The sequence below is a fragment of the Archangium violaceum genome (genome assembly GCF_016887565.1).
GTDB classification, from domain to species: Bacteria; Myxococcota; Myxococcia; order Myxococcales; family Myxococcaceae; genus Archangium; species Archangium violaceum_B.
Genome location: NZ_CP069396.1, coordinates 8,696,961 through 8,719,004 on the forward strand (window position 1 = coordinate 8,696,961; position 22,044 = coordinate 8,719,004).

Annotated in this window: 16 protein-coding genes; 5 read left to right on the forward strand and 11 right to left on the reverse strand. The window is 69.0% G+C overall.

Features of this window, described 5'->3' with window-relative positions; genetic code table 11:
• Position 1: 1 nt before the first annotated feature.
• Positions 2-2,473, reverse strand: a complete 2,472-nt coding sequence (locus JRI60_RS34595; protein WP_204220191.1) for a PQQ-dependent sugar dehydrogenase — start codon at positions 2,471-2,473, stop codon at positions 2-4.
• A gap of 397 nt (positions 2,474-2,870) precedes the next feature.
• Here JRI60_RS34595 and JRI60_RS34600 point away from each other — a divergent pair, with 397 nt between their 5' ends.
• Both JRI60_RS34600 and JRI60_RS34605 read left to right on the forward strand, forming a co-directional pair.
• Positions 2,871-3,149 (forward strand): hypothetical protein, encoded by a 279-nt coding sequence (locus tag JRI60_RS34600; protein WP_204220192.1) that lies wholly within the window; start codon positions 2,871-2,873, stop codon positions 3,147-3,149.
• On the forward strand, positions 3,142-4,215 hold the full coding sequence (locus JRI60_RS34605; RefSeq protein ID WP_204220193.1) for a flagellar export protein FliJ: 1,074 nt from the start codon (positions 3,142-3,144) through the stop codon (positions 4,213-4,215). Before JRI60_RS34600 ends, JRI60_RS34605 begins: the two co-directional genes overlap by 8 nt.
• A gap of 132 nt (positions 4,216-4,347) precedes the next feature.
• Here the strand turns inward: JRI60_RS34605 and JRI60_RS34610 are convergent, their stop codons facing one another.
• Positions 4,348-6,075 (reverse strand): TldD/PmbA family protein, encoded by a 1,728-nt coding sequence (locus JRI60_RS34610; RefSeq protein WP_204220194.1) that lies wholly within the window; start codon positions 6,073-6,075, stop codon positions 4,348-4,350.
• Between the two features lie 241 nt (positions 6,076-6,316).
• Between JRI60_RS34610 and JRI60_RS34615 the strand changes: the two genes are divergently transcribed.
• A complete protein-coding gene (locus JRI60_RS34615) occupies positions 6,317-7,093 on the forward strand; it encodes an SDR family oxidoreductase (RefSeq protein WP_204220195.1) in 777 nt (258 codons plus the stop codon).
• 97 nt (positions 7,094-7,190) lie between these two features.
• Here the strand turns inward: JRI60_RS34615 and JRI60_RS34620 are convergent, their stop codons facing one another.
• A complete protein-coding gene (locus JRI60_RS34620) occupies positions 7,191-8,516 on the reverse strand; it encodes a nucleotide sugar dehydrogenase (protein ID WP_204220196.1) in 1,326 nt (441 codons plus the stop codon).
• Between the two features lie 55 nt (positions 8,517-8,571).
• Positions 8,572-10,662, reverse strand: coding sequence for an alginate lyase family protein (locus JRI60_RS34625; protein WP_239469876.1), 2,091 nt, complete (start codon positions 10,660-10,662; stop codon positions 8,572-8,574).
• Positions 10,663-10,893: 231 nt separating this feature from the next.
• On the opposite strand from JRI60_RS34625, the gene JRI60_RS34630 reads away from it, so the two are divergent.
• Complete coding sequence (locus JRI60_RS34630; protein ID WP_204220197.1) at positions 10,894-11,862, forward strand: histidine kinase dimerization/phospho-acceptor domain-containing protein; 969 nt, start codon at positions 10,894-10,896, stop codon at positions 11,860-11,862.
• Between the two features lie 81 nt (positions 11,863-11,943).
• Here the strand turns inward: JRI60_RS34630 and JRI60_RS34635 are convergent, their stop codons facing one another.
• From JRI60_RS34635 to JRI60_RS34665, 7 genes are all read right to left on the reverse strand, one after another.
• Complete coding sequence (locus tag JRI60_RS34635) at positions 11,944-12,573, reverse strand: DedA family protein (protein ID WP_204220198.1); 630 nt, start codon at positions 12,571-12,573, stop codon at positions 11,944-11,946.
• A gap of 87 nt (positions 12,574-12,660) precedes the next feature.
• Positions 12,661-15,186: a hybrid sensor histidine kinase/response regulator gene (locus JRI60_RS34640; RefSeq protein WP_204220199.1), complete on the reverse strand. Its 2,526-nt coding sequence runs from the start codon at positions 15,184-15,186 to the stop codon at positions 12,661-12,663.
• 9 nt (positions 15,187-15,195) lie between these two features.
• On the reverse strand, positions 15,196-15,774 hold the full coding sequence (locus JRI60_RS34645) for a chemotaxis protein CheW (protein ID WP_204220200.1): 579 nt from the start codon (positions 15,772-15,774) through the stop codon (positions 15,196-15,198).
• An 18-nt stretch (positions 15,775-15,792) separates the two neighbouring features.
• Positions 15,793-16,170 carry a response regulator gene (locus tag JRI60_RS34650; protein ID WP_204220201.1) on the reverse strand — a complete coding sequence of 126 codons (378 nt, stop codon included), beginning with the start codon at positions 16,168-16,170 and terminating at the stop codon, positions 15,793-15,795.
• A 35-nt stretch (positions 16,171-16,205) separates the two neighbouring features.
• Positions 16,206-17,810, reverse strand: coding sequence for a methyl-accepting chemotaxis protein (locus JRI60_RS34655; protein WP_204220202.1), 1,605 nt, complete (start codon positions 17,808-17,810; stop codon positions 16,206-16,208).
• Between the two features lie 43 nt (positions 17,811-17,853).
• Entirely contained in the window at positions 17,854-19,254 is a 1,401-nt protein-coding gene (locus JRI60_RS34660) for a CheR family methyltransferase (protein WP_239469878.1), read from the reverse strand.
• Entirely contained in the window at positions 19,251-19,811 is a 561-nt protein-coding gene (locus JRI60_RS34665) for a chemotaxis protein CheW (protein WP_204220203.1), read from the reverse strand. The genes JRI60_RS34660 and JRI60_RS34665 overlap by 4 nt, the downstream gene beginning before the upstream one ends.
• Positions 19,812-20,018: 207 nt before the next feature.
• On the opposite strand from JRI60_RS34665, the gene JRI60_RS34670 reads away from it, so the two are divergent.
• The gene (locus tag JRI60_RS34670; RefSeq protein ID WP_204220204.1) at positions 20,019-22,037 is read left to right on the forward strand and encodes a protein kinase domain-containing protein; all 2,019 of its coding nucleotides are present in this window, start codon (positions 20,019-20,021) and stop codon (positions 22,035-22,037) included.
• Positions 22,038-22,044 lie beyond the last annotated feature (7 nt).

The following is a 22,044-nucleotide window of genomic DNA, read 5'->3' on the forward strand; positions in this document are numbered from 1 at the left end:
CCTACCAGGTCCGGGCCCAGCGGAGCTGGCTCACCGCGCCGCCGCCGGCTTCGTAGTAGTCGAGCGTCACCTCGTGCTCCCCGTGGAGCAGGAAGAGATAGGCGCGGTACGTGGTGGGGGGTTGATTCCTCCAGGCATCGATGAGCGGTGAGCCATCCACCCAGAGCCGCACCCCGTCGTCGGCGGTGGTGGTGAACCGGTAGAAACCCGCGGAGAAGCGGAAGCGTCCGGTCCAGCGCACCGAGAAGTCGTCGGACGGAAGGCCGGTGCCGGGCGGCGAGTCCGTACCCCAGTCATTGTTGATGGGCGCGGGCTCGCAGCGGACGAGGGCGGGGGGGCCATGGAGGTCTCGGTTGTTGAAGTACTCCGCGCGGAATTGCCCCTCCGGACAGGTGATGGGGGTCGGTGGGTTGAACGTCGCGGTGTACACGGCGTCCAGCTCGCCGGTCGTCACCAGGTGCTGCGGGTCGCCTCCATCCGACCAGGAGAAGAACGTGAGGTCTCCCTGCGGTGAAGGCGCGAAGATCGTGTGGCGTGTGCCGACGATCGCCATGTGGGTGAAGGGTGCCGTTCCGGCCGTGCCGTCGTACACCACCTGCAACCCGGGGGGCGAGGTGTCGAGCGTGAGTCGCACCGTCTGGGGATGGATGGCCACGCTCTTCGTGTCCGTCAGGCCATTGAGATCCGTGGCGGTGAGCCTGAGCTCGAGGAAGAACTCGTCGCCGTGGTCCGGGGCGACGAAGCTTCCACCCGCCCCCGTGCGCGAGAGGAGCGGGTGGACGTGACATCCCCCGTTGGGGCAGTGCTGCAGGACGATGTTCCACGCCAGGTTCGCGTCGGGAAGGGTTCCATCCTCGGGGTCCGTCCCCGACCCGGAGAAGGAGATGACATCCCCCACCTTGAACAGGAGCGAGGGAAGGGGTGCGTGGATGAGTGCGGTGGGGGCGTGATTGCCGACGCTGATGCCCACCACCGCCGAGCTGCTCCCTCCACGGCCATCCTCGACGGTCAGCCGCGCGGTGTAGGTGCCACTGGCGGAGTAGATGTGCAGTGGATCGCTCTCGCTCGAGGTGGGCGTGCCATCCCCGAAGTCCCAGGTGTAGCTCAGCGGGTCCCCCTCCGGGTCACTGGAGCCGGCACTCGAGAAGCGCACGCTCAAGGGGGCGCTGCCGTTGTTCGGGGTCGCCGAGGCCACCGCGAGGGGAGGCGAGTTCGCTCCCGCGTAGCGGATGCGGCGCAGCTCTCCGCTGAAGATGGAGAGGTAATAGAGGTGGGTGTCCGGGCCGAACTTGATGTCGACGACCCCGGCGGTCTCGGTGGCGAAGTCGTTCACACTGACCAGGTTGTCCCCGGCATCCACCGTCAGGGCGTGCATCCAGTCCTGCGTGCAGTCTCCGAAGATGAAGGCATCCTGGAACGGAGCGGGCCAGGAAGTGCCGGAATGAAAGGCGCCTCCGATGCTGCACGCGGTGGTCTGGTGCAGCCAGACATGGAGCGGCATCTTCACGGCGGAGGGGCCGAGTGCATAGAGGGCCTGGCATGCCGGCTTGGGCTCGTAGCCACTCTGACGTTCCGTGCCCTCGTAGCAGGGCCAGCCGAAGTTCGCTCCCGGGGTCGCGACGTCGATCTCCTCGTAGGTGTCCCAGCCGACGTCCCCCAGGTAGGGGACGCCGCTGCCCGGGCGCAGTCCGAACCGCAAGGCGTTGCGCAGGCCGAAGCTGAAGACCTTCGAGCGGTTGGCGGTGGCGTCTCCGTTCCAGAAGGGGTTCGTCGGCAGGCCGGCCCCGCCCGGTGTGATGTGGAGCAGCTTGCCCGCGAGCGAGTCGAGGTCCTGCGCCCTCAATGCGTCGTCGTCGACGTGGGTGAAGTGGGCGCCGTCCCCGAGGGTCACGAAGAGGCTGCCATCGGAGGCGAACTCGAGGTCACCCACGGAATGGGAAGGGCTGTCCGAGGGAATACAGTCGGTGCCCGGCGGGAAATCGTTGCAGGAGCGGCCCACGCTGGTTCCGAGGAGCACGGTCTCGCTATCCGGTGAAGCCGTGTCCCCCACGGCGGTATAGCGAACCATACGCCCTGTCTTGGGTCCATCGAAGTCACCCGGGTCGTTCTCGTAGGTGTAGAGCATGTAGACGAAACCATTGCGAGCGAAGTCCGGGTCGGCCGCCAGTCCGAGGAGCCCGCGATCGGCAAAGCCATTGACGCGGCTCCGGATGTCGAGGAAGGGCGTGCCCAGGAGGATCCCGTTCTTGTAGACCTTCACCACGCCTGCTTTCTCGGCGATGAGGATGCGGCCATCCGGGAGGGGGGCGAATGCCGTCGGGTCACTCAGGCCCGAGATGAGCACTTCCTGGGTGAAGCCCGCGGGCAGGGCTGACGGGACGGTTCCGGGAGCACCGGAGGCCCTGGGTCGGTCGCTGAACAGGAAGCCCTCGCGGCCTTCGGCGGCACCTGCTCCGGGCAGGTGCAACATCATGAACAGACAGACTGGACCCAGAACGTACGTGCGCCACGGATGGATGCTTCTCACTGTGGAACCCTCTCCCCGGACTCCGCGTCAGGGCATTCGATGAGAGGAGCACAAGTAGGCGAGTCTCCGGTGGATGGCTCTCGTCCAGCGGTTCTTGTCATCTGTAGCGAATCCTGCAAATCCCCACCGGTCCCGTGAGGGCCGTGAGGGTGTCAAAGAGTGAGCTGTCTCATGTTCGGAGAGTGGCGGGGGAGTGAGGCGATCTCGTCATCGTCCCCTCTCCAGGCGACGCCCCCTGGAGCTGGGAGCCTCTTGCTCACATCCGAAAATGTCCCCGTCTAGCTGAATGGCTGAGGATGTCAGGAGTTGGTCATGCGCACGAAGCAGCGGCGAGCCAGCCCCCGTGCCCTGCTCACCTGCGGGCAGCGGACACTACAACTGCCAGTGGTACACGCTGGGCGACGGGCGCACGGGCGGCACGCCGGTCTTGAGCTCCAACGGAGGTTGGTGGGCCTGGACCGAGGCGGCTCCCAACAACACGACGGGCTGGCCGCACCAGGAGCCACCATCGTCAGCAGTGGCACGGTCGACGGACCAGGACAAGAGCCCGCCAGCCATCGATATCGAACAACCGGTCTTCCTGCCCAAACCCAGGGCACTGCAAGGAGGGATGCATGGCTGACAAGTACTTCATTCGCCAATCCATCGCGAGGCTGCAGGAGGAATTGCGGCTCATACAAGCTTCCGGCGGTGATGAGTCGGTGGACTGGAAGGCTCGACGTGATGCTCTGCTGGCCGAGATCGAGCAGATAGTCGACATGGCGCTGCCTCCGGACTCCCAGCTCGTCAAGCTCCTGAAAAACACCATCGCGGAGGCGCCAAGACCGGCATCAGCAGAGAAGTCGACCGTGCCCGATGCGACCTCCAGCGACTCGCACACGTTCAGCGTCGTAGCCCGGGTGCTGGAGGCGACCCATCGCTTGAACGAAGCGCGCTTCGATGACGAGGCTATCGGCAGGCTGTCCGATGACATCAATTGGGTCTTGAGCCGCAAACTTCTAAAGCAGCCGGTGGTATTGGTATCGATAGCGATCCTGGTTGTGTCCTTCGGTTTCGCCGTCTTTGGAGCGCTCAGATTCAAGGACATGAAGTTCGACGTGATTCAGCAGATTCAAGAGCGAGGCGTTCAGGCGAAATCCGAAATTGACGAGAAGAGAAAGCAGGCCGAGCAGTCCTTCGTGCAGCTTCAGCAGCAGGAGCAGGCCACGGCCGGCAAGTTGAAGGATCTGGACAACGAGATTGACAAGCACGGTGACCGCATCACCAGCTTGTCGAAGAAAACCGCTGACGCCATCTATCAACAAGGCCAGTCCAAGTTGAACAGCCTCGACAAGGCAGTGAATGATGCGAAAGAAGAGATATCGAAAGCCGCCAACCAGCGCGCCACCGAAGTGAAGCAGCAAGTCACCCCTCAGTTCGATGAAATGCTGAAGGAGGACTTCGATAAGCTGCAAGAGCTCGACCGCAATCTGACGAAGCTGAACGAACGGGGGGTACTACTGGCCAGCTCATTTCGGTTGATGGACACGCCAGACAAAGACATCAGGCACAAGCTCGCCGCGGCGTTCAACACGACCGTGACCATGGTCCACGTCGTGTTGGTGGGGCTGCTGCTCCTGTTGATACTCAACGTGGTGCTGATCATCCGGAACTGGAATCCGCCCAGGCCTTTGTCAGACAAGGTCTGAAAGAGCGACCCGGAACAACGCGCGGCGAGAAGGAGCCCCCTGCATCCAGCACATGGACCCGGTGAGCGCCGCATCGGCGCCCACGCGGGCAAGACGTACCTGCGGCGGATTTGAAACCGTCTCCCCTTCCGCCTACTTCACCTCGCCGCTGGCGGTGCTGCTCGCCGCAGGGCTCATCAGGATGGGCGGCCGGTCCTTGCCCTCCACCGCCCGCTGCAATTCGATCTCCTGCAGCAGCACCGCCGGCGCCACCGTCGACACCGGCACGTTCCCGCTCTCCGCTCCGCAGAAGCCGTTGAACACTCCCTGCTTGCGGCCCGTCGCCAGAATCCGGTTCATCGACGACAGCGGCGTGCCCACGATCTCCACCCCTCTCACCAGCGTCTCCTGCCCCGTCTTCACGTCCACCCGGTACACCATCCTCGGCATCCCCTTGAACGCCTGGTACCCGTAGCTCGACGTGTTCGTGTTCCCTCCCGTGATGTCCCGGATGATCAGCCCGTACGGCTTGCCCTGTCGCTTCGCCTCCGCGATCAGCTGCTTCTTCAGCTCCACGTCATCCACCTGCTTCGACGACTCGGCGATCAGGTTCGCCATCCGCGCCACCGGCTTGCGCGTCCCCTGGCTCCGCCCGTGTCCGTTCGACTGCAGGAAGCCGTCCACCGGACGCCTCGACACCAAGTAGCTCTTCAGCACCCCCTTCTCCACCAGCACCGTCCTCTGCCCCTTCACGCCCTCCTCGTCGTACTCGTAGAAGCCGTTGAGCGGCTCGCCTTGCAGCGTGCGAAGGGTCGGGTCATCCACGATGCTCAGGAACGTCGGCAGCACCTGCTTGCCCACCTGTCCGCGGAACGTCTTCCCCTCCCCTTCCCCATCCTGCCGGTCTCCCTCCAGCCGGTGCCCCAGCGTCTCGTGGAAGAGCACCCCCGCCGCCTCGGGCGCGAGGATCGCCGGTCCCGTGTACGGATCGATCGACGGCGCCTTGCGCAGCGCCGCCAGTTCCTCGATCACCTTGTTCGTCGCCTCGGCCAGCTTCTTCTCGTCCGGCAGCCCCGCCTCGGTGGGCGAGTAGTAGTTGCGCGAGTTGTCCAGCAGCTGCCCGTCCTCCGCCCGCGTCACCGCCATCACGTGCAGCCCGTACATCGTCTGCTCGCTGATGATCCGCCCGCCCTCGCTCGACACGAAGACGCGCGTCACCTTGTCCGCCGTCACCCGCACCTCCGAGTCGAAGATGTCCGGGTGATTCTTGAACCTCGACGACACCTCGCGCGCCACGCGCACCCAGCGCTCGCGATTGAACGGGAAGGCCAGCGGCGGCTGCGTGTACGTCGCCGGCTTCTCCTTCGAGAAGGACGGCGGCTGCTTCGGATCCTCCACCGCGTACACGTTCTCCGCCTTCTTCTTGAGGAAGCTGGAGAGCGCCGCCTTGTACTTCTCGTCCGTCACCAGCCACAGCGACGTGCGCAGCGCCAGGGGCGAGTCGTCGAGCGGGGCGTCCTTGTTGGTGATGTAGCTGGAGCCCTTGCCTCCTCCGAAGAAGTCGTACTCCTCGGGCCCCGAGTTGTCGAACTCGTACGTGCCCACCCGCACGTCCACGTACAGCTTGCGATCCCGGTACGTGTCATCCAGGAAGACCGCCCCGTAGCGGGCGACGATGCCGTACTGATCCGTGTCCTTGAGCTGGTAGCTCATGAAGTACGGCGGCTCGTGGTTCTGCAGCTTGAGCTGCTGCTGGTTGCGCTGGAGCTCCTCCGCCATGGCGTCCATCAACACCACCCGCGTGTCCGGAGCGGGCGCGGCGGCGGTGAGCAGGGCGGATGCGGCGAGCAGCGGGAGGACTGGCCAGGTTCGTATTCTCACGCCCCGACTCTACCCGAGCCCTCCCTCGCTCCCCATCGGGGAAAAAACGGAGCGTCTCTCCCGGACAGCATGATGGGCACTCCTACCTGCCCGGGAAGCAAACGGCCGGGTTCTCCCCTTTGTCGGCCATTACCCTCACCCCCCGCCCTCTCCCAGAGGGAGAGGGAGCATGCGCAACACGAGTATGTCCACGAACTTCTTGGACTCTCCCATTAGCATTCGCTCCTCTGAGGAGGCCGTCATGGACAAGAAGGTCGTGGTCATCACCGGGGCGAGCGCGGGCATCGGCGCCGCCCTGGCCGAGCAGGTGGGCAAGAAGGGCTGGCAGGTGGTTCTCGCCGCGCGGCGCGAGCCCGAGCTGCGTCAGGTGGCCGCGCGCTGCGGCACCGAGGCGCTTCCGGTCATCGCCGACGTGTCCCGGCGTGACGAGGTGAAGCGCGTTCTGGACGCGGCGCTCGGCCGCTTCGGGCACGTGGATGTCTGGGTGAACAACGCCGGGCGGGGCATCAGCAAGCGCGTCTCCGAGCTCACCGACGACGACTTCGACGAGATGATGCGCGTCAACGTCAAGTCCGCCCTTTACGGCATCCAGGCCGTGCTTCCGCATTTCCAGTCGCGCGGGAGCGGGCACATCATCAACGTCTCGTCCATGCTGGGGCGGGTTCCCTATGTCCCCGAGCGCTCCGCCTACAACGCGGCCAAGCACGCGCTCAACGCGCTGACGGCCAACCTGCGCCAGGAGCTGAGCGAGCGCTACCCGGGCATCCATGTGACTACGTTCCTGCCGGGCGTGGTGGCCACCGAGTTCGGCGTGAACGCGCTCGGAGGCGGCGTGGACTCGCGCAAGATTCCCGGCGCCCAGCCCGTCGAGGAGGTCGCCTCCGTCCTCGTGGGCGTCATGGAGCGGCCCCGTCCCGACGTGTACTCGCGGCCCGAGTACAAGCAGCAGGTCCTCGCCTACTACGCGTCCGAGGATCTGACCTTCGCCAGGCCCGGCGCGCCCAACGACAAGCGTTGAAAGAATAGAGGCCCCGCCCCGGCGTCCCCCCCTCCGTGGACGCCGCAGCGGGGCCTCCTGCTTCACCGGACGGCAACCGGGCCGGCCGGTGTCAGCGTCAGGCCTTGGTCACCTTCTCGCGGCCCGGCCCGATGTTCTTGCAGGCGTTGCGGGTGTCGACGACCACCGGCGACTGCTTCACCACCATGGCGTAGTCGATGCTCGAGTGGTCCGTGAGGATGACCACCGCGTCGTACTTGCTGATCGTCTCCGGCGTCAGCGGCACCGACTGCATCGTGTAGTGGAAGCCGTGGCCCTCCTCCAGGCGCGGCACGTACGGGTCGTGGTAGTCGACCTCGGCTCCCTTCTCCTTGAGCAGCGAGATGACCCGCAGGCTCGGGCTCTCGCGCATGTCGTCGATGTCCTTCTTGTACGCCGCTCCCAGGCACAGCACCTTCGCGCCGTTGAGCGTCTTCTTGTTCTTGTTCAGCGCCTCCATGGTCCGGGTGACCACGTAGTACGGCATCTGCGTGTTCACCTCGCCCGCCAGCTCGATGAACTTGGTGTGGAACTCGTACTCGCGCGCCTTCCACGTCAGGTAGAACGGATCGATGGGGATGCAGTGACCGCCCAGGCCCGGACCCGGATAGAAGGGCATGAAGCCGAAGGGCTTCGTCGCCGCCGCGTTGATGACCTCCCACACGTCGATGTTCATCCGGTCGCAGAGCATCTTCATCTCGTTGACCATCGCGATGTTCACGCACCGGAAGATGTTCTCCAGCAGCTTGGCCAGCTCGGCCACGCGCGTGGAGGACACCGCCACCGTCTCCTTCAGCGCGCTCGCGTACAGCGCCTGCGCCACCTCCAGGCACGCCGGCGTGTGGCCACCGACGATCTTCGGAATCGTCTTGGTGTTGAAGCTCTTGTTGCCCGGATCCTCTCGCTCGGGGCTGAAGGCCAGGTGGAAGTCCACGCCCGCCTTCAGGCCGCTCTTCTCCAGCAGCGGCTTGAGCACCTCGTCCGTCGTCCCCGGGTACGTCGTGGACTCGAGGATGAAGAGCTGACCGGGCCGCACGTGCGGCGAGAGCGCCTCGCCCGTCTTGATGATGTAGCTCATGTCCGGCTCACGCGACGCCGTCAGCGGCGTGGGCACGCAGATGATGATGCAATCCATCTCCCGTGCCTTCGAGAAGTCCGTCGTGGCCTTCAGCTTGCCCGCGCTCGTCAGCTCCTTCAGTGGAGCGCTGGGGATGTGCTTGATGTAGCTCTCCCCCTTGCCGATGCTCTCCACCTTCCGCGTGTCCACGTCGAGCCCCATCACGGGGAAGCCGGCCTCCGCGAACGCCATACCCAGCGGCAGACCCACGTAGCCCATCCCCACCACGCCCACCTTCGCCTCCCGCCGGCGGATCTGCTCCAGCAGCGGGCTCACCATGACGCGCATCTGCTTCACCTCTCTGATGGCGTGCCGGTTCCCCGGTCACGCGACGTCCCTGTCTTCAATTGAAGACGACCACCCACCTCAGCCTCGCCGGGGGCGACAGCCGCACCCCGAACACCACCACCTGTGACGCCACCACCTGGCCGTAGCCCGGCGAGTACCGGGACGGCTCCAACCGTGGCACCAGGCCTTCCGCGAAGAGCACCAACGCCTCCGGTGCCTCCGCCGACCCCAGTTCCACGCCGAGAGACTCGAAGCTCCGTGGGGCGTCCGGCACTCGCAGCGCCCTCGCCAGTTCCTCCGGCGTGGGTGCCCTCAGCCGTGCTTCGCGGTCCGGAAGGTGGATCCTCCCCACCACTTCGTGAAGCCCCACCCCCACCAATGCGTCCGTCACCCCGAGCGCGCGCTCACGCTTGTCCAGCACGAAGGTGCGCTCCACGCCCACGGGCGAGGGCAGCACGCGATAGCCATCGTGCCGCACGGTGAGGCGATCCAGCTCGGCGCCCGGCTGGAACACCTGAACCCGCGCCCGCGCCGTCTCGGGCAGCGCGAACAGCCGGCCCGGCGACAGCGGCGTCTGCTCCACCCCGTCCACCTGCGGCGTGTTGTGCGCCGCCGTCGAGCGGAACGCGTTGCGCATCTCCGGGTCGCGTGTGTACGTGCCCGTGCCTGGATCCACGATGACGGGGCGTCCGTGCAGGTGCAGCTCGAACGACAGCTTGTCGTTGTGGCTGTGTCCCCCCACTCCGCCCTGGCCCTGCGGGCCCGCGCTCACCGTCACCACCGCTCCCGCTCCACGCAGCACGTGGAAGCCGCCCCGAGGGAAGCTCACCGACTCCGCGGGTCGCGCGGGCCGCAGCCCCTGGAAGCGCTCGAGCCCGGGTTGTCCCAGCAGCCACGCCGCCTCGTCCGGGAACTCGCCCTCCGCCAGCTCCGCGGCTCCGAAGAGCGCCGCCCCCAGCGGCACCAGGTAGCCCTGCTCGCGCGGCTCCCTCTCCCGGAACGGGAAGACTCGGCCCGAGTCGTTGTCCCCTATCTGCGGCGCCAGCCCGCGCTCGGAGCACCAGGCCCGCGAGGCCGCGTACATCCGGCGCAACCGCGTCTCGTATCTCGGCCCCAGTTCCACGCCCAGGCCTCGCGCCACCACGAGCGCCAGCGTGAAGAGCTCCACCGCCAGCCGGTGGTACGGCACCGAGCCCTCGAAGGAGGTGCCCTCCGCGTGCACCTGCGACGCCATCTGCGCTCGCAGCCCCGACACCGCCCGCGCCACCTGCCTCGGCGCGTCCGGCAGCTCCGGGAAGAGCAGCCCCATCACCAGCAGGCCCACGTAGTTGGAGACGAGGTGGTTGTTGGGCACCGCCCCCTTGTCCTCCAGGTGCGCCTCCACCCACGCGGCGTGCTCGGCCAGCGACTCGAGCACCGGCACGAGGAACTCCGGCCGCCGCGCCTCCGGTGCGTCCGCGAACATCACCAGCGCCTGCGCCAGGTTGGCCCCGCGCAGCGCGACTTCCATGGCGCACGTCCAGTGCACCCCCTGCCCCACCGGGTTCGCCTGGAGGAAGTCCAGCGTCCGCGTCACGAAGGCCCGCGCGAACGCCCTCCTCGGCTCCTCGTGGCGCCCCACCCAGTACCCCTGGCCGAGCGCCACCAGGCAGTCCAACCGGCCCAGCTCCCACGGGTACTTCGGATCCACCCCCGGGCGCTCCAGCCGCAGCTGCTCCACCGGCATGACCGGGTAGCGGTAGCCACTCACCGGATCCTTCGACCAGTCCACCGGCTGGCCCTCGCCGAAGCACACGTGCGTCCCGAAGACGTCGAACTCGCCCCGCAGTGCCGCCCGGGCCCGCTCCAGCGCCCGCGTCTCCGCCCCCGGAATGGCCGCCAGCGCCTGCTTCACCGAGGCCCTCTGCCCCACCTCGCACCAGGCCACCCCGGGACGCGACGACAGCACCCGCTCGGCCAGCGCTTCCGCCGTGGAGACGCCGAAGGCCTCCAGCAGCCTCAGCTCGTCCAGCCGCTCGCGCCTCCTATAGAGGGCCTGCCGCGCCGCCCCCTGGACCCGTCTCGCCATCCCCCTGGCGAGCCCCCCGGGCGCGAGCCGCATGATCGTCGAGTAGTAACCCAGCGTCCCCATTCCGCTCCGTCCCATCCCGGACGGCTTCGATAGCAAGTGGTCGGCCAGCGCCCTCCGAGGGGAAAACCCGCGTTGGGAACGAGGAAACCCTGTAGGCCAGTAAAAAAGTTGGGTGGCCGGGTGAATGGGTGGGAAAGAGTTTTCCTTCCGTCACCCCTTTCATTCCCACGCAGGGTTGCGTTGCACCTCTCGCCCACCGTGGCCATTCCTCCATGTGTGCAGGCAGGTGCTTGGAGTGGGCGGCGTGTGGGAAGGAGTGCCAGCGCCTCCGAGGTGGAGCGAACGGTCTCGGCTGTCGCCGAGCGGGCGCTGCACCACGGGGCGAAGGCAGGCCTCGATGCGCTCGTCGAGGCGGCTGTAGGTCTCACTGGTGCGAGCGGCGCCGCGCTGTACGCGGCCGGTCGCCGCGTGGCGATCTCCGGACTCTCGCCTCCAGCGCCGGCTCGCGCCCATCCCCTGCAGATGCAGAAGGATGGGCACACGACGCTGGTGATTGGCGAGCCCTGTGTGGAGGCTTCGGACCGGCTGATCCTCACCCGTCTGGCGGTGCTCGGCAGCGCGCTGCTCGCGTGCCGGGAGCGGGAGGACGCCGCCCGGGCCGAGCAGACACGTCTGCGGTGGGAGCGGCTCCGCCTCGTGGAGCTGCTCGCGCACTGGGACCGGGCGAGATCCCGCCAGGCTCATGACCTGCGCACCCCGCTGCAGGTCATCCAGGGGTATATCGACATGTTGAATCGGGGCATGGCGGGGGCTCTCACTCCCCCCATGCAGCGGTACCTCGAGCGCATCAGCCGCGCCGCCAGTGAGTTGAACGTCCGTCTCCAGCACCGGCCCTCGCGTGAGAAGGTTCCGGCGGAGGATCTCCGCGCGCTGTTGAGCGCTACCTTCGGGCCCGGACGGCGCGCGGCCGTGCGGCTGGAGTTGCCTGCAGTGCCCGTGCGCATCCGCGCGTCCCGGACGGTGCTCGCGCTGCTGGTCCGAACCCTGGAGCGACTGCTTCGCGGAGTCGGGGCCTCGGAGATCGTGCTGCGCGTGGAGGCGCCGGAGAGCACCGAGGCGTGGCAGTTGATCGTTCAGGCGAATGCCGAGCGTCCATTGTCGGAGAAGGCTCGGGCTTCGTTGGAACGGCTCGCTCGCGGCATGGAGGCCCGGCTCTCGGTGACGGAGTCTCCGGAGCTCCAGGTGTCCTTGCTGCTGCCGCGGATCCTGGGGTGAGTGGTTCCTCGTGGGGCGAGTGCCTCACGGGTGCGAATACCCTCACCCTGACCCTCTCCCAGAGGGAGAGGGGATATATGGCTACGGTTCAGCCTCGGGTGCTTGGATGACTCGCGCGGCTCGCATCAGCGCGCGACGTTTCATCCATCGCACGCAGAGCATTCCCACGCCCGCCGCCACCGCCACGTACAGCAGCCATCTCAGGCCCCCCTGTACGTCCGCGAGCACCGTGGGGCCGAAGCGGTAGCCCAGCCACGTCATCCCCATCGCCGCCACCCAGGCCGCCGCCCCATCCGCCAGCAGGAATCGGCGATAGGGCACTCCGGTCGCTCCCGCCAGCAGGAACGCCGGCGCTCTCAGTCCCGGCAGGAAGCGCGCGAGGAACACCGTCAAGGCCCCTCGTCGGGCGAACATCTTCCGCAGCAGCTCGACCCGTGTTGGCGTCAGCATCTTCGCCAGCTTCGGGTGCGAGAACACCCTCGGCCCCAGCGAGCGCCCGATCCGGTACAGCGCGCTGTCTCCCGCCAGGATGCCCAGATAGGCGGTGAGCGCCATCATCGGCAGGCTGGCTCCGCTTCGCGCCACCACCAGCCCTCCCGTGATGACGACCAGCTCCTCGCTCAGTGGCGCTCCCACTCCACAAAGCACGAGGAGCAGGAACACCGCCGGGTACGAGAATCCCGCGATCCACAGCGCGACCTGCGCCTCCACGCCGCCTCCTGGCAAGAACGCCAAGGTGCTCACGCCCGGCCATGGGGAGAAGAAGCCTCTTCAACGAGGCCCCGCTCCCTCGCCTGCTCAGGCGCTCGCGGGGAGGAGCTGGCGCACCAGGTCCAACAGCTTGCCGCGCTCCACCTCGCGCTTGACGAGGTAGCCGTCCGCGCCCGCCTCCAGTCCGGCGGCCCGCTCCTGCGGACTGTCCAGCGACGTACAGAGGATGACCGGGATGTGCGACAGCTTGGGGTTCGCCCGGATGCGCCGCGTGAGCCCGATGCCATCCAGCCGCGGCATCTGCCAGTCACTCACCACCATCTGGCAGGGCGTCCGCTCCAGGATGCCCAGCGCCTCCTCGCCATCCCCGGCCGTCACCACCGTGTAGCCGGCGATCTCCAGCAGCGCCTTCATGGCGAAGCGCGTGGTGAGCGCGTCGTCGCACACGAGGATGGGCGGGCGGCGCACCTCGGTGGCCGCGCGCAACACCACCGGCGCCGAGGCGGCGCGCAGCAACTCCGGCGCGTTGAGCACCGGCACCACACTGCCGTCGTCCAGCACGGCGGCTCCTGCCAGGTGCGCCACGCTCTGCAGGTGCCGCCCCAGCGAGCGCACGACGATCTCCTGCTGGCCCACCACCGCGTCGATGGCGAACACCGCGCGCACTCCGCCGAGCACCAGCACCATGGCCGTCTGCGGCTTGCCCGACTCCAGCGCCAGCGGCAGCCGGGGCATGCCGATCGCCACCGACAGCGGATAGAAGGGCAGGTGCTCGTCCTCCACCTGCGCCATCACGTGCCCGGCCACCGTGCCCACGTCCGATGGCGCCAGCCGCATCACCCGCTCCACCGCGTCCGAGGGAATGGCCACCACCGCCGTTCCCGTGCGCACCAGCAGCCCCAGCGCTCCCGCGAGAATCAGCGGCAGGTCGATGGTGAAGCGCGTCCCCTTGCCCTTCTCGAAGGAGATGTCCACCGCGCCCTGCAGCCGCGTGGCCGTCGTCTGCACCACGTCCAGGCCCACGCCGCGCCCGGACATCTCCGTCACCTGCTCGCGGGTGGAGAAGCCCGGCTCGAACACCAGCCGCGCGGCCTGCATGTCCGTGAGCTTCGCGGCCTCCGCCTCCGTGAGCAGCCCCCGGCGCACCGCCGTGGCCCTCACGTTCTCCGGCGACAGGCCCGCTCCGTCATCCTCCACCACCACCGCCAGGCGCGTGCCCCTCGGCTCCACCCTCACCGTCAGCTGCCCGCGCGGGGACTTGCCCGCCGCCACGCGCTCGTTCACCGCCTCGATGCCGTGGTCCAGCGCGTTGCGCACCAGGTGCAGCAGCGGATCCTTCAGCACGTCCACGATGCGCCGGTCGATGCGCACGTCCCCACCGGCGATCTCCAGCTCCACGTCCTTGCCCAGCCGCGCGCACAGCTCGCGCACCGTGCGCTTGAGCGGCTCCAGCATCTGCGAGGCCGGCACCATCCGCAGGTCGCGCAGGTCATCGCGCACCACCTGGGCCACCAGCGCGAGCTGCTCGCCCTCGCGGTGCACGTCCTTGGACAGCTGCACCAGCCGCTTCTGCACGCCCCGCACCTGCCCCACCCCGGCCCTCAGCGACTCCAGCGCCCCACCGCCACCGGACAGCGCCAGCTGCTGAGCCGCGCGCTCCAGCTGCAACAGGGCCTGGTTCGTCTGCTCCAGCAGCTCGCGGTGGGCCTCCGAGCGGCGCATCTGCTGCGCCCGGCCCGCCGCCAGCTGCTCCACCTGGAGCGCCAGCGAGTCGAGCGTGCGCACCGACACGCGCACCGCCCGGTCCATGTCCTGCTGGCGCCGGCCGCCCGAGGCCGAGCGCGCCGTCACCACCGGCTCCGCCGGGGCCACCGCGGGCTCGGCGGCCACCTCCTCGGTGAGCGACTCCAGCGCGCCCCTGAGCTGCACCAGCGCGCCCGCGATGTCCGAGGCCGCCACGCTCGCCCCGACGCCCGACTCCTCCATGCGCGCGAAGCCCGCGCGCACGGAGCTCGCCAGTGACTCCACGGCGGAGATTCCGGCCGTGTTCGCCGCCGCCTTCAACAGCTCGGCCAGGCCCACCGCCTCCCACACCGCGCCGGCCCGGTCCTCCAGGCCCGGCGAGCACAGCCGGCCCAGCGACGTCTCCAGCTTCTCCAGCGTCTGCATGCCCTCGCGCCGGAATTGCGCCGGCACCTTGGGCTTCACCTCGGTGGGCAGCTCCACCCCGCCCCGCCCGAGCCCGGACAGCAGTTGCGCCAGGTTCTCCACCGCCGGCTGCTCCCCGGCGTCCCCGCGGTTGATCGCGGTCTCGATGGCCGTGAGGCTCCGCAGGGTGCTCTCCACCAGCCCCGGCGGCGGCACATGCCCCGGCGAGCAACGCGCCAGCGCGTCCTCGATGGCGTGCACCAGCTGCTCGATGTCCGCCAGGCCCAGGCTGGCCGCGGACCCCTTCAGACTGTGCACCTCCCGCTTGAGCGCGATGAGCTGTTCCGACACCTGCTCGGACGTCCCCTGCTCCAGGCCCATCACGGCCGTGCCAATGGTCTGCAGTTGCTCGCGCGTCTCCGCGGCGAAGATGGGCCAGAGGCTCCGGAGTACCCGAGGATCCATGTGCCCCGCCTATCCCCGCCCCACGGCGGCGGGATCGGCCAGTTGCTCGAGGTCGAGCACCATCAGCCGCTCCCGGGTGAGGAACGTGAAGGGCCCCGGGGGCGGATGCGACAGCTCCGCGCGGGCCAGCTCCTGCCGTCCGTCCACCTCCTCCGCCGCCAGTCCGAAGAACTCCTCGGACACCTCCACCACCACCACGCGCGTCAGGTCCGACATGCCGCCCCCCTCCAGGCCGAGCACGTGCCGCAGATCCAACACAGGCACCACCCGCGAGCGCGACACCAGCGCGCCCAGCACATACCGGGGCGAGCCCGGCAACGGGCACAGGCCCCTGGACTCCAGCACATGGTCCACCGCGTCGATGGGCACGGCGTAGCGCTCCCCGCCCACGCGGAAGGCCAGCACCGACATCGTCTCCCTGCGCTCCTCGTGACGTGACTCGGCCAGCGCGCGCGCACGCTCGGCGAGGACCTCGCGCCGGCGCTCCGGACTGAGCACCTGCGCGCCCTCGAGCACGGCCTGCGCCTCGTCCAACTTGCGGCGCAGTGCCGCGTAGTCGATCTTCCCGCTCGACTCGTCGCCGGCCATGGTTCCTTCTCGGCTCCTCTAGTACTTGCTGGCCGGGAGCTTCAGGATGCTGCGCACCTTCTCGCGCAGATCGTCCACCGCCACCGGCTTGTTGAGGAAGGCGCTCGCCCCCACCAGGCGTCCCCGCTGGCGGCTGGCGTCATCCTTGAGCGAGGTGAGCATCACGAAGGGCGTGGCGAAGAGGATGGGGTCCGCCCTCACCGCCGCGCACAGCGCGAAGCCATCCATCTCCGGCATCTGCACGTCGGAGATGATCAGATCCGGCTTGACCTCCCGGGCGCGCGCCAGCCCCTGCACCCCGTTGCTGGCCTCGAAGAACTCCAGCCCCCACCCCATCAGGTACACCTGGATGAGGTTGGTGATGGTCTTCGTGTCCTCGACGATCAGCACCTTCATTCTTCCACTGCCTCCCGACGCGCCGTGTGCTGTTGTCATAGTTGGTACTTTCCAACGAGGTCCGAGAAGCGCTTGGAGAGGTTGGACAGGTTGCCCGCCACCTGCTCGATGCGCTTGGTGCCCTCGACATTGTCCTGCATGGCGATGGTGAGTTCGTTCATCGCCGCGGCGATCTGCTCCACGCCAATGGTTTGTTGCCGGGTATTCCCGGCGATCTGCCGGGCCGCCGACGACGACTCCCGGATGAGCTCCGACAGGCCGACGATGGCCGAGCCCGCGCTCTGCGCCATCTCCATGGCGGCCAGGGCCCGGCGGCTGCCCTCCTCGGTGGCCGTCACGGCGGCGCGCGTCCCCTTCTGCACCTCACCCAGCAGGGCGCGCACCTGGTTGGCGGCCATCTTCGACTGCTCCGCCAGGGTGCGCATCTCCATGGCCACCACCGCGAAGCCACGGCCCTGGTCTCCCGCCTTGGCCGCCTCGATGGAGGCGTTGAGCGCCAGCAGGTTGGACTGCTCGGCCACGTCCTTCACCGTGGTGATGATGTCGCCAATCTGCAGCGTCTGCTCGTTGAGGTCGGTGATGGCCAGGGCGATGGCCTTCACCTGCTCGCTGAGCTTCTCCATGGCGGACACGCTCTCGCCGACCACCTTCTGGCCCTCGGCGCTCAGGGACTCCGAGCGCTGGGTGCCGCCGATGACCGTGTCCGCGAAGGAGGTGGCCTGCTTGGACGTCTGGGCGATCTCCGCCACCGTGGCGCCCGTCTCGTGGATGGCGGAGGCCTGCTCGTTGGCCATGGCGGACTGCTGCGAGGAGGTGGCCAGCACGTTGGTGGCCTCGCGCTCCATCTCCGCCGCCGCGCTGCGCAGGTCCTTGAGCAGGTCCGTCAGCACCTCCGCCATGGTGCCGAAGCTGCGCGCCAGGTCTCCGATCTCGTCGGTGCCGCTGATGTCGATCTGCTGCCGCAGGTCTCCCGCTGCGATGCCGGCCGCCGCGCGCGCCAGCCGCTCCAGGGGGATGATGAGCACGCGGCACAGCGCGGCCACCGCCGCCAGGCACCCGGCCAGTGACAACACGGCCAGGCCGAGCGCGCGCCACACCATGCGCGACACGGTCCCATCCAGGACGCCCAGCTCCAGGCCCACCTGGACCGTGCCCACCTGCGTCTTCGCGTCCGCCCCACCATTGGGGGTGCGCGGCTCGAAGTAGACGGGGGCGGACGTCTCCAGCACGGACCGGCCGCCGACGTAGAGGACACGCCTGGCCTCCTGTGCCGGGGCCGCGGGCAGCTGTGCCAGGTCCTCCTGGGGCCGCGCCTCGGCGTGGCCGAGAATCTCTCCCTGGCGATCCCTCACCACCACGTACGCCACGTCCGAATTGCTCTGGAGGGTGGCGGCCGTGGCGCGATTGATGCCCGACTCGTCCCGTGCCCAGGTGGCGATGGCCAGGTGATGCGCCAGCTCCTGGCTGGCCGAATTGGCCCGCTTGGTGAACTCGTCCTTGAGCGACTCGCGCACCTGGAGCGAGAAGGCGGCCACGAGGATGCCCGCCACGAGCGTCCCCGAGACTCCGGTGATGGCCAGAATCTTGGTCCGCAGGCTGAGCCGCCGCATGTCCAGCCGCTGGATGGCGGGCGGCTTCATGGCGTTGCCTTCCACAAGTCCTCCGAGCTCCTACGGGCGCCTCTCATCTCGCCCCCGACTTTCCCTGCTTCGTCCCCGGCACGAGCGCCCGCCGCAGTCCACCGACCGTCATCGTTTCCACGCCTCGCAGCACGTGCTCGTCATCCAAACCTTCCAGCGCCCGGAGCGCGTTGCGCCGGGCCCGCTCGGCCTCCTCGGGGTGCCCCAGCTGTCCATACAACGCCACGAGCATGGCATGGCCAATGGCCAGTTGTGGCTCCAGATAGAGCGCCTTGCGCACCGCGGCCACGGCCCCCTGCACGTCCCCCCGCCCTTCGGACACCATGGCCAGCAGCAGGTAGGCCTCGGGTGACAGCTCCCGGGCCGCCAGCCGGGCGAGCTCCTCGGCCTGCTCGAAGTGTCCCTCGCGCGCCGCGGCCAGCGCCCGCGTCAGCGTCTCCGGCACCAGGGGCGCGGAGGGAGCCGGGGAGGACTCGGCCGGCGGGAGGGCCAAGGGCACCGGGGCCCGTGAAGCGCTCGGCGCCTCGGCGGCCCGTACTGTCTGGGAGGGAGCCAGCACCCGCCGCAGCGGGCTCGGCGCCCGCGTCGCGATCCGGAGGGGCCCGGGCCGGGAGGCGCGCGTGGCGACCCGCTCGCCGGGCAGGGGCTTGCGCAGGATGAGCTGCCCCCCCACCTCACGCTCCTCCAACCCCATGCCCTTGGCGAAGGGCACCTCGGCCGGAGAGAGGAAGAGCCAACCACCGGGCGCGAGCGCCAGGATGAGCCGCTCGACCACCCCGGGGATGACCTGGGTGGGGAAGTAGATGAGGACGTTGCGGCAGAAGACGGCCTGCGCGCCCGCCACGGGCGGCGCATCCGTGACGAGGTTGTGCCGCCGGAACTCCACCCGGGCACGCACCTCGGGGGGCACGGAGACGGAATCCGGCCGGAGGGAAAGAAAGCGTCGCTCCAGCTCCGGCTCCATGCGCCGCACGGACCAGGGGGAGTACGTGGCCTGCCGGGCGCGCTCGAGGGCCCGGTTGGACACGTCCGTGCCCACCACGCGGATGTTGTCGGGCGCGACGCCCGCCGCCAGCAGGGACATGGCGATGCTGTAGGGCTCCTCCCCACTGGCGCACCCGGCGCTCCAGACGAGGAAGGGCCCCACGTGCAGGGCGGCCAGTCGCGACAGCTCGCGCAGCTGCTCCGGATGGCGGAAGAAGTACGTCTCGCCGATGACGGCGTAGCCGATGAAGGTCTCCACCGCCGCGGTGTCCCGGGCCAGCACCCGCTGGAGGAAGTCGGCGACGGGCAGCCCCTGGGACTCGGCGGCGCGCGTCAGGGCGGTACGCAGGGAGCGGCGCACGCTGGGCGCGAGCACCATGCCGCACGCCGCGCGCAGCACGGACTCCAGCCCGCCCAGCGTCTGCTCGTCGAGGCGCTCCACGCGCACCGGCTCCTTCACGGTGCCTCCGGGATGGCCAGCACGGCCGAGGCGCGCAGCAGCGGGCGGATGCCCTCGGGGGTACGGCACAGGCCCGCCATCAACCCCGTCCCATCCCAGGACGTGCCCTCTCCCTCGCCGGCGCCTTCCACCAGCAGCGGCGACTCCACCAGATCGCGCACCCGGTCCACCAGGAGCGCCACCGTGCGCGGGCCGCTACAGATGACCAGATGTGCGTCCAGGTCGGGTTCCCTGCGCACCCGGAGCATCGCGGCCAGATCCACCACCACCGCGGGGGTGCCCCGGTAGAGCATGGTGCCGAGCACGTGGGGTTGGGCCGCCGGCAGGGGCTCGATGGCCACCAGGCGCACCACCTCCACCACGGCCTCCACGGGCAGCAGCGCCGTGGTGCCGGCCACCTCCACCGTCAGGAAGAGCCCCGGCAGCCGCTGGGCCTCGCCGAGCGTGGCCAGCTCCCGCCGGAGCCGGACGACCTCCTCTTCCAGCAACGCCAGGCGTTTCTGTACCGACGCACGCCTCGCCTGGGCTTCAGCCGTCATCGAAGGGGAATCGACCATCGCGAGCCCGCGTGAGTCCATACGCGGAAGGATTGAACGGTAGTCCGACATTGCGGGAAGCGTCAATGCGGGCGGCACACGGTGGACGAGCGGACGGCTGCCGGGCAGGCACTGATCTCCCAAGTCGCGTGTTTCCAGGAGATGTGGTTTCATGACGCGCCAGACGATGGTTCTCTCACCCAGGCAAAGACCGGGGGAGCACGACGAATGGTGACCGGCGACTCGCAGGGTCCGAGTGATACCGGGGCGGATCCTCTCATCGGGCGGACGCTCAACGGCCGCTTCAGCATCCTCGAGCCGATAGGCATCGGGGGGATGGGTCGGGTCTACCGTGCCCAGCAGACGCCCTTGGATCGGGTGGTCGCGCTCAAGGTGCTCAACCCCAATTTCCCCACCAGCAAGGATCCGGGCTTCCAGAAGCGCTTCCTGCGCGAGGCCTCGCTGTCCTCGAAGCTCCGCCACCCCAACACGGTGACGGTGATCGACTACGGGCAGACGGACGACGGCATCTACTACATCGCCATGGAGTACCTGGAGGGGCGCACCCTCGGCCAGGTCCTGGCGGAAGTGGGGCCGCTGCCCTGGGCGCGGGCGCTCAACATCGCCCAGCAGGTGTGCCGCTCGCTGCGCGAGGCGCACAACCAGGGCATCGTCCACCGAGACCTGAAGCCCGCCAACATCATGCTCCTCAACGAGGCCGATCAGGATCTCGTGAAGGTGCTGGACTTCGGGCTGGTGAAGTCCATCGCCCCGGGCTCCGAGGAGACGCCCAACCCGGAGATCACCCAGAGCGGCACCTTCCTGGGCTCCCCGGCGTACATGGCGCCGGAGCAGGCGCGCAACGAGGCGGACGTGCGCAGCGACGTGTATTCGCTGGGCGTGGTGCTCTACCAGATGCTGGTGGGGCGGCCGCCGTTCGTCTCGAAGGATCACATCGAGCTCATCTTCGCCCACCACAAGGAGCTGCCGCCGGCGTTCAGCTCGGTGCGGCCGGACATGCCGGTGCCGCAGGAGATCGAGACGCTGGTGCGCCGGTGCCTGGCGAAGGATCCGGCGCAGCGCTTCCAGACGATGGACGAGTTGCTGGAGGCGATGCGCGGGGCCAGCATGGCCGCGGGAGGCCACAGCGGCATCTTCAAGCGTCCGGGCGGGCACACCACCACGGGGCCGCACAAGACGCCGCTGTTCGCGGGCATCGCGGGAGAGGCCCCCTCGGGCGGCGATACGATCGCCGTGGACATCAGCGTGGAAGTGCCGCCCGACATGCAGAAGACGCGTCGGCGCACGCTGCTGCTGGGAGGGCTGGTGGGCGGAGGCATCGCCGTGGCCCTCACGGGTGGCCTGCTGCTGTCCTCGGGCATCTTCACGCCCAAGCCGCCCCCCGTGGAGACGGTGGCCCCGGCCGCCCAGGCCACCGCGCCCGCCGTGCAGAAGGCCCCGGCGGAGGTGGTGCGCTTCCGGCTGATGAGCCAGCCCAAGGGCGCGCGCGTCAGCTACAAGGGCCAGGAGCGCGGCGAGACGCCCCTGCTGCTGGAGATTCCCAAGGAGCCGGGCCAGGACACCGTCACCGCCGAGTTCACCTTCGCGCTCGACGGCTACCAGACGGAGACGGTCATCACCGGCGGCTCGGGCGAGGTGGTGTTCGCCCAGAAGCTGCAGCGTGCGCGTGGAGGCTCCTCCGCCTCGGCGCGCAACGCGAGCGCCGGGAGCCGGGTGGAGCAGGTCTCGGGCAGGGCGGGCGAGTCCCACACGATGGCGGCCATGGGCTCGTCCATCTCGGCGCCCGTGATGCTGGAGTCCGATCCGCCCCCGGCGCCGGTGCCCGCGGGAGCCCCGACCCGGGTGGACGCGAAGCCCGCGGCGGAGCCCACCGGTGGCCAGACGGTGTCCGCGTCGGCGCTGGCCAACAGCGCGCTCCCCACGGGTGACGGCCCCGTGCCCTACCAGGACGGCATGCCGCGCCTGGTGCAGCTCGAGGGCAAGGACATCGTCTACACGCGCGAGGCCCTCGCGGCCCGCGTCGAGGGACTGATGGTGGTGAAGTGCGTCATCACCAGGCAGGGCCGGGTGGACAACTGCCGCGTCATCAAGGGCCTGCCGCACATGAACGAGGCGGTGGTGGCGTCGCTGCAGTCGCGCGTCTACAAGCCCATCGCCCTCGAGGGCAGGCCGGTGGCGGTGGACTACGTGTTCACCGTCCGGCTCGTGGCGCCGCGCCGCCGCTGAGCCCCCT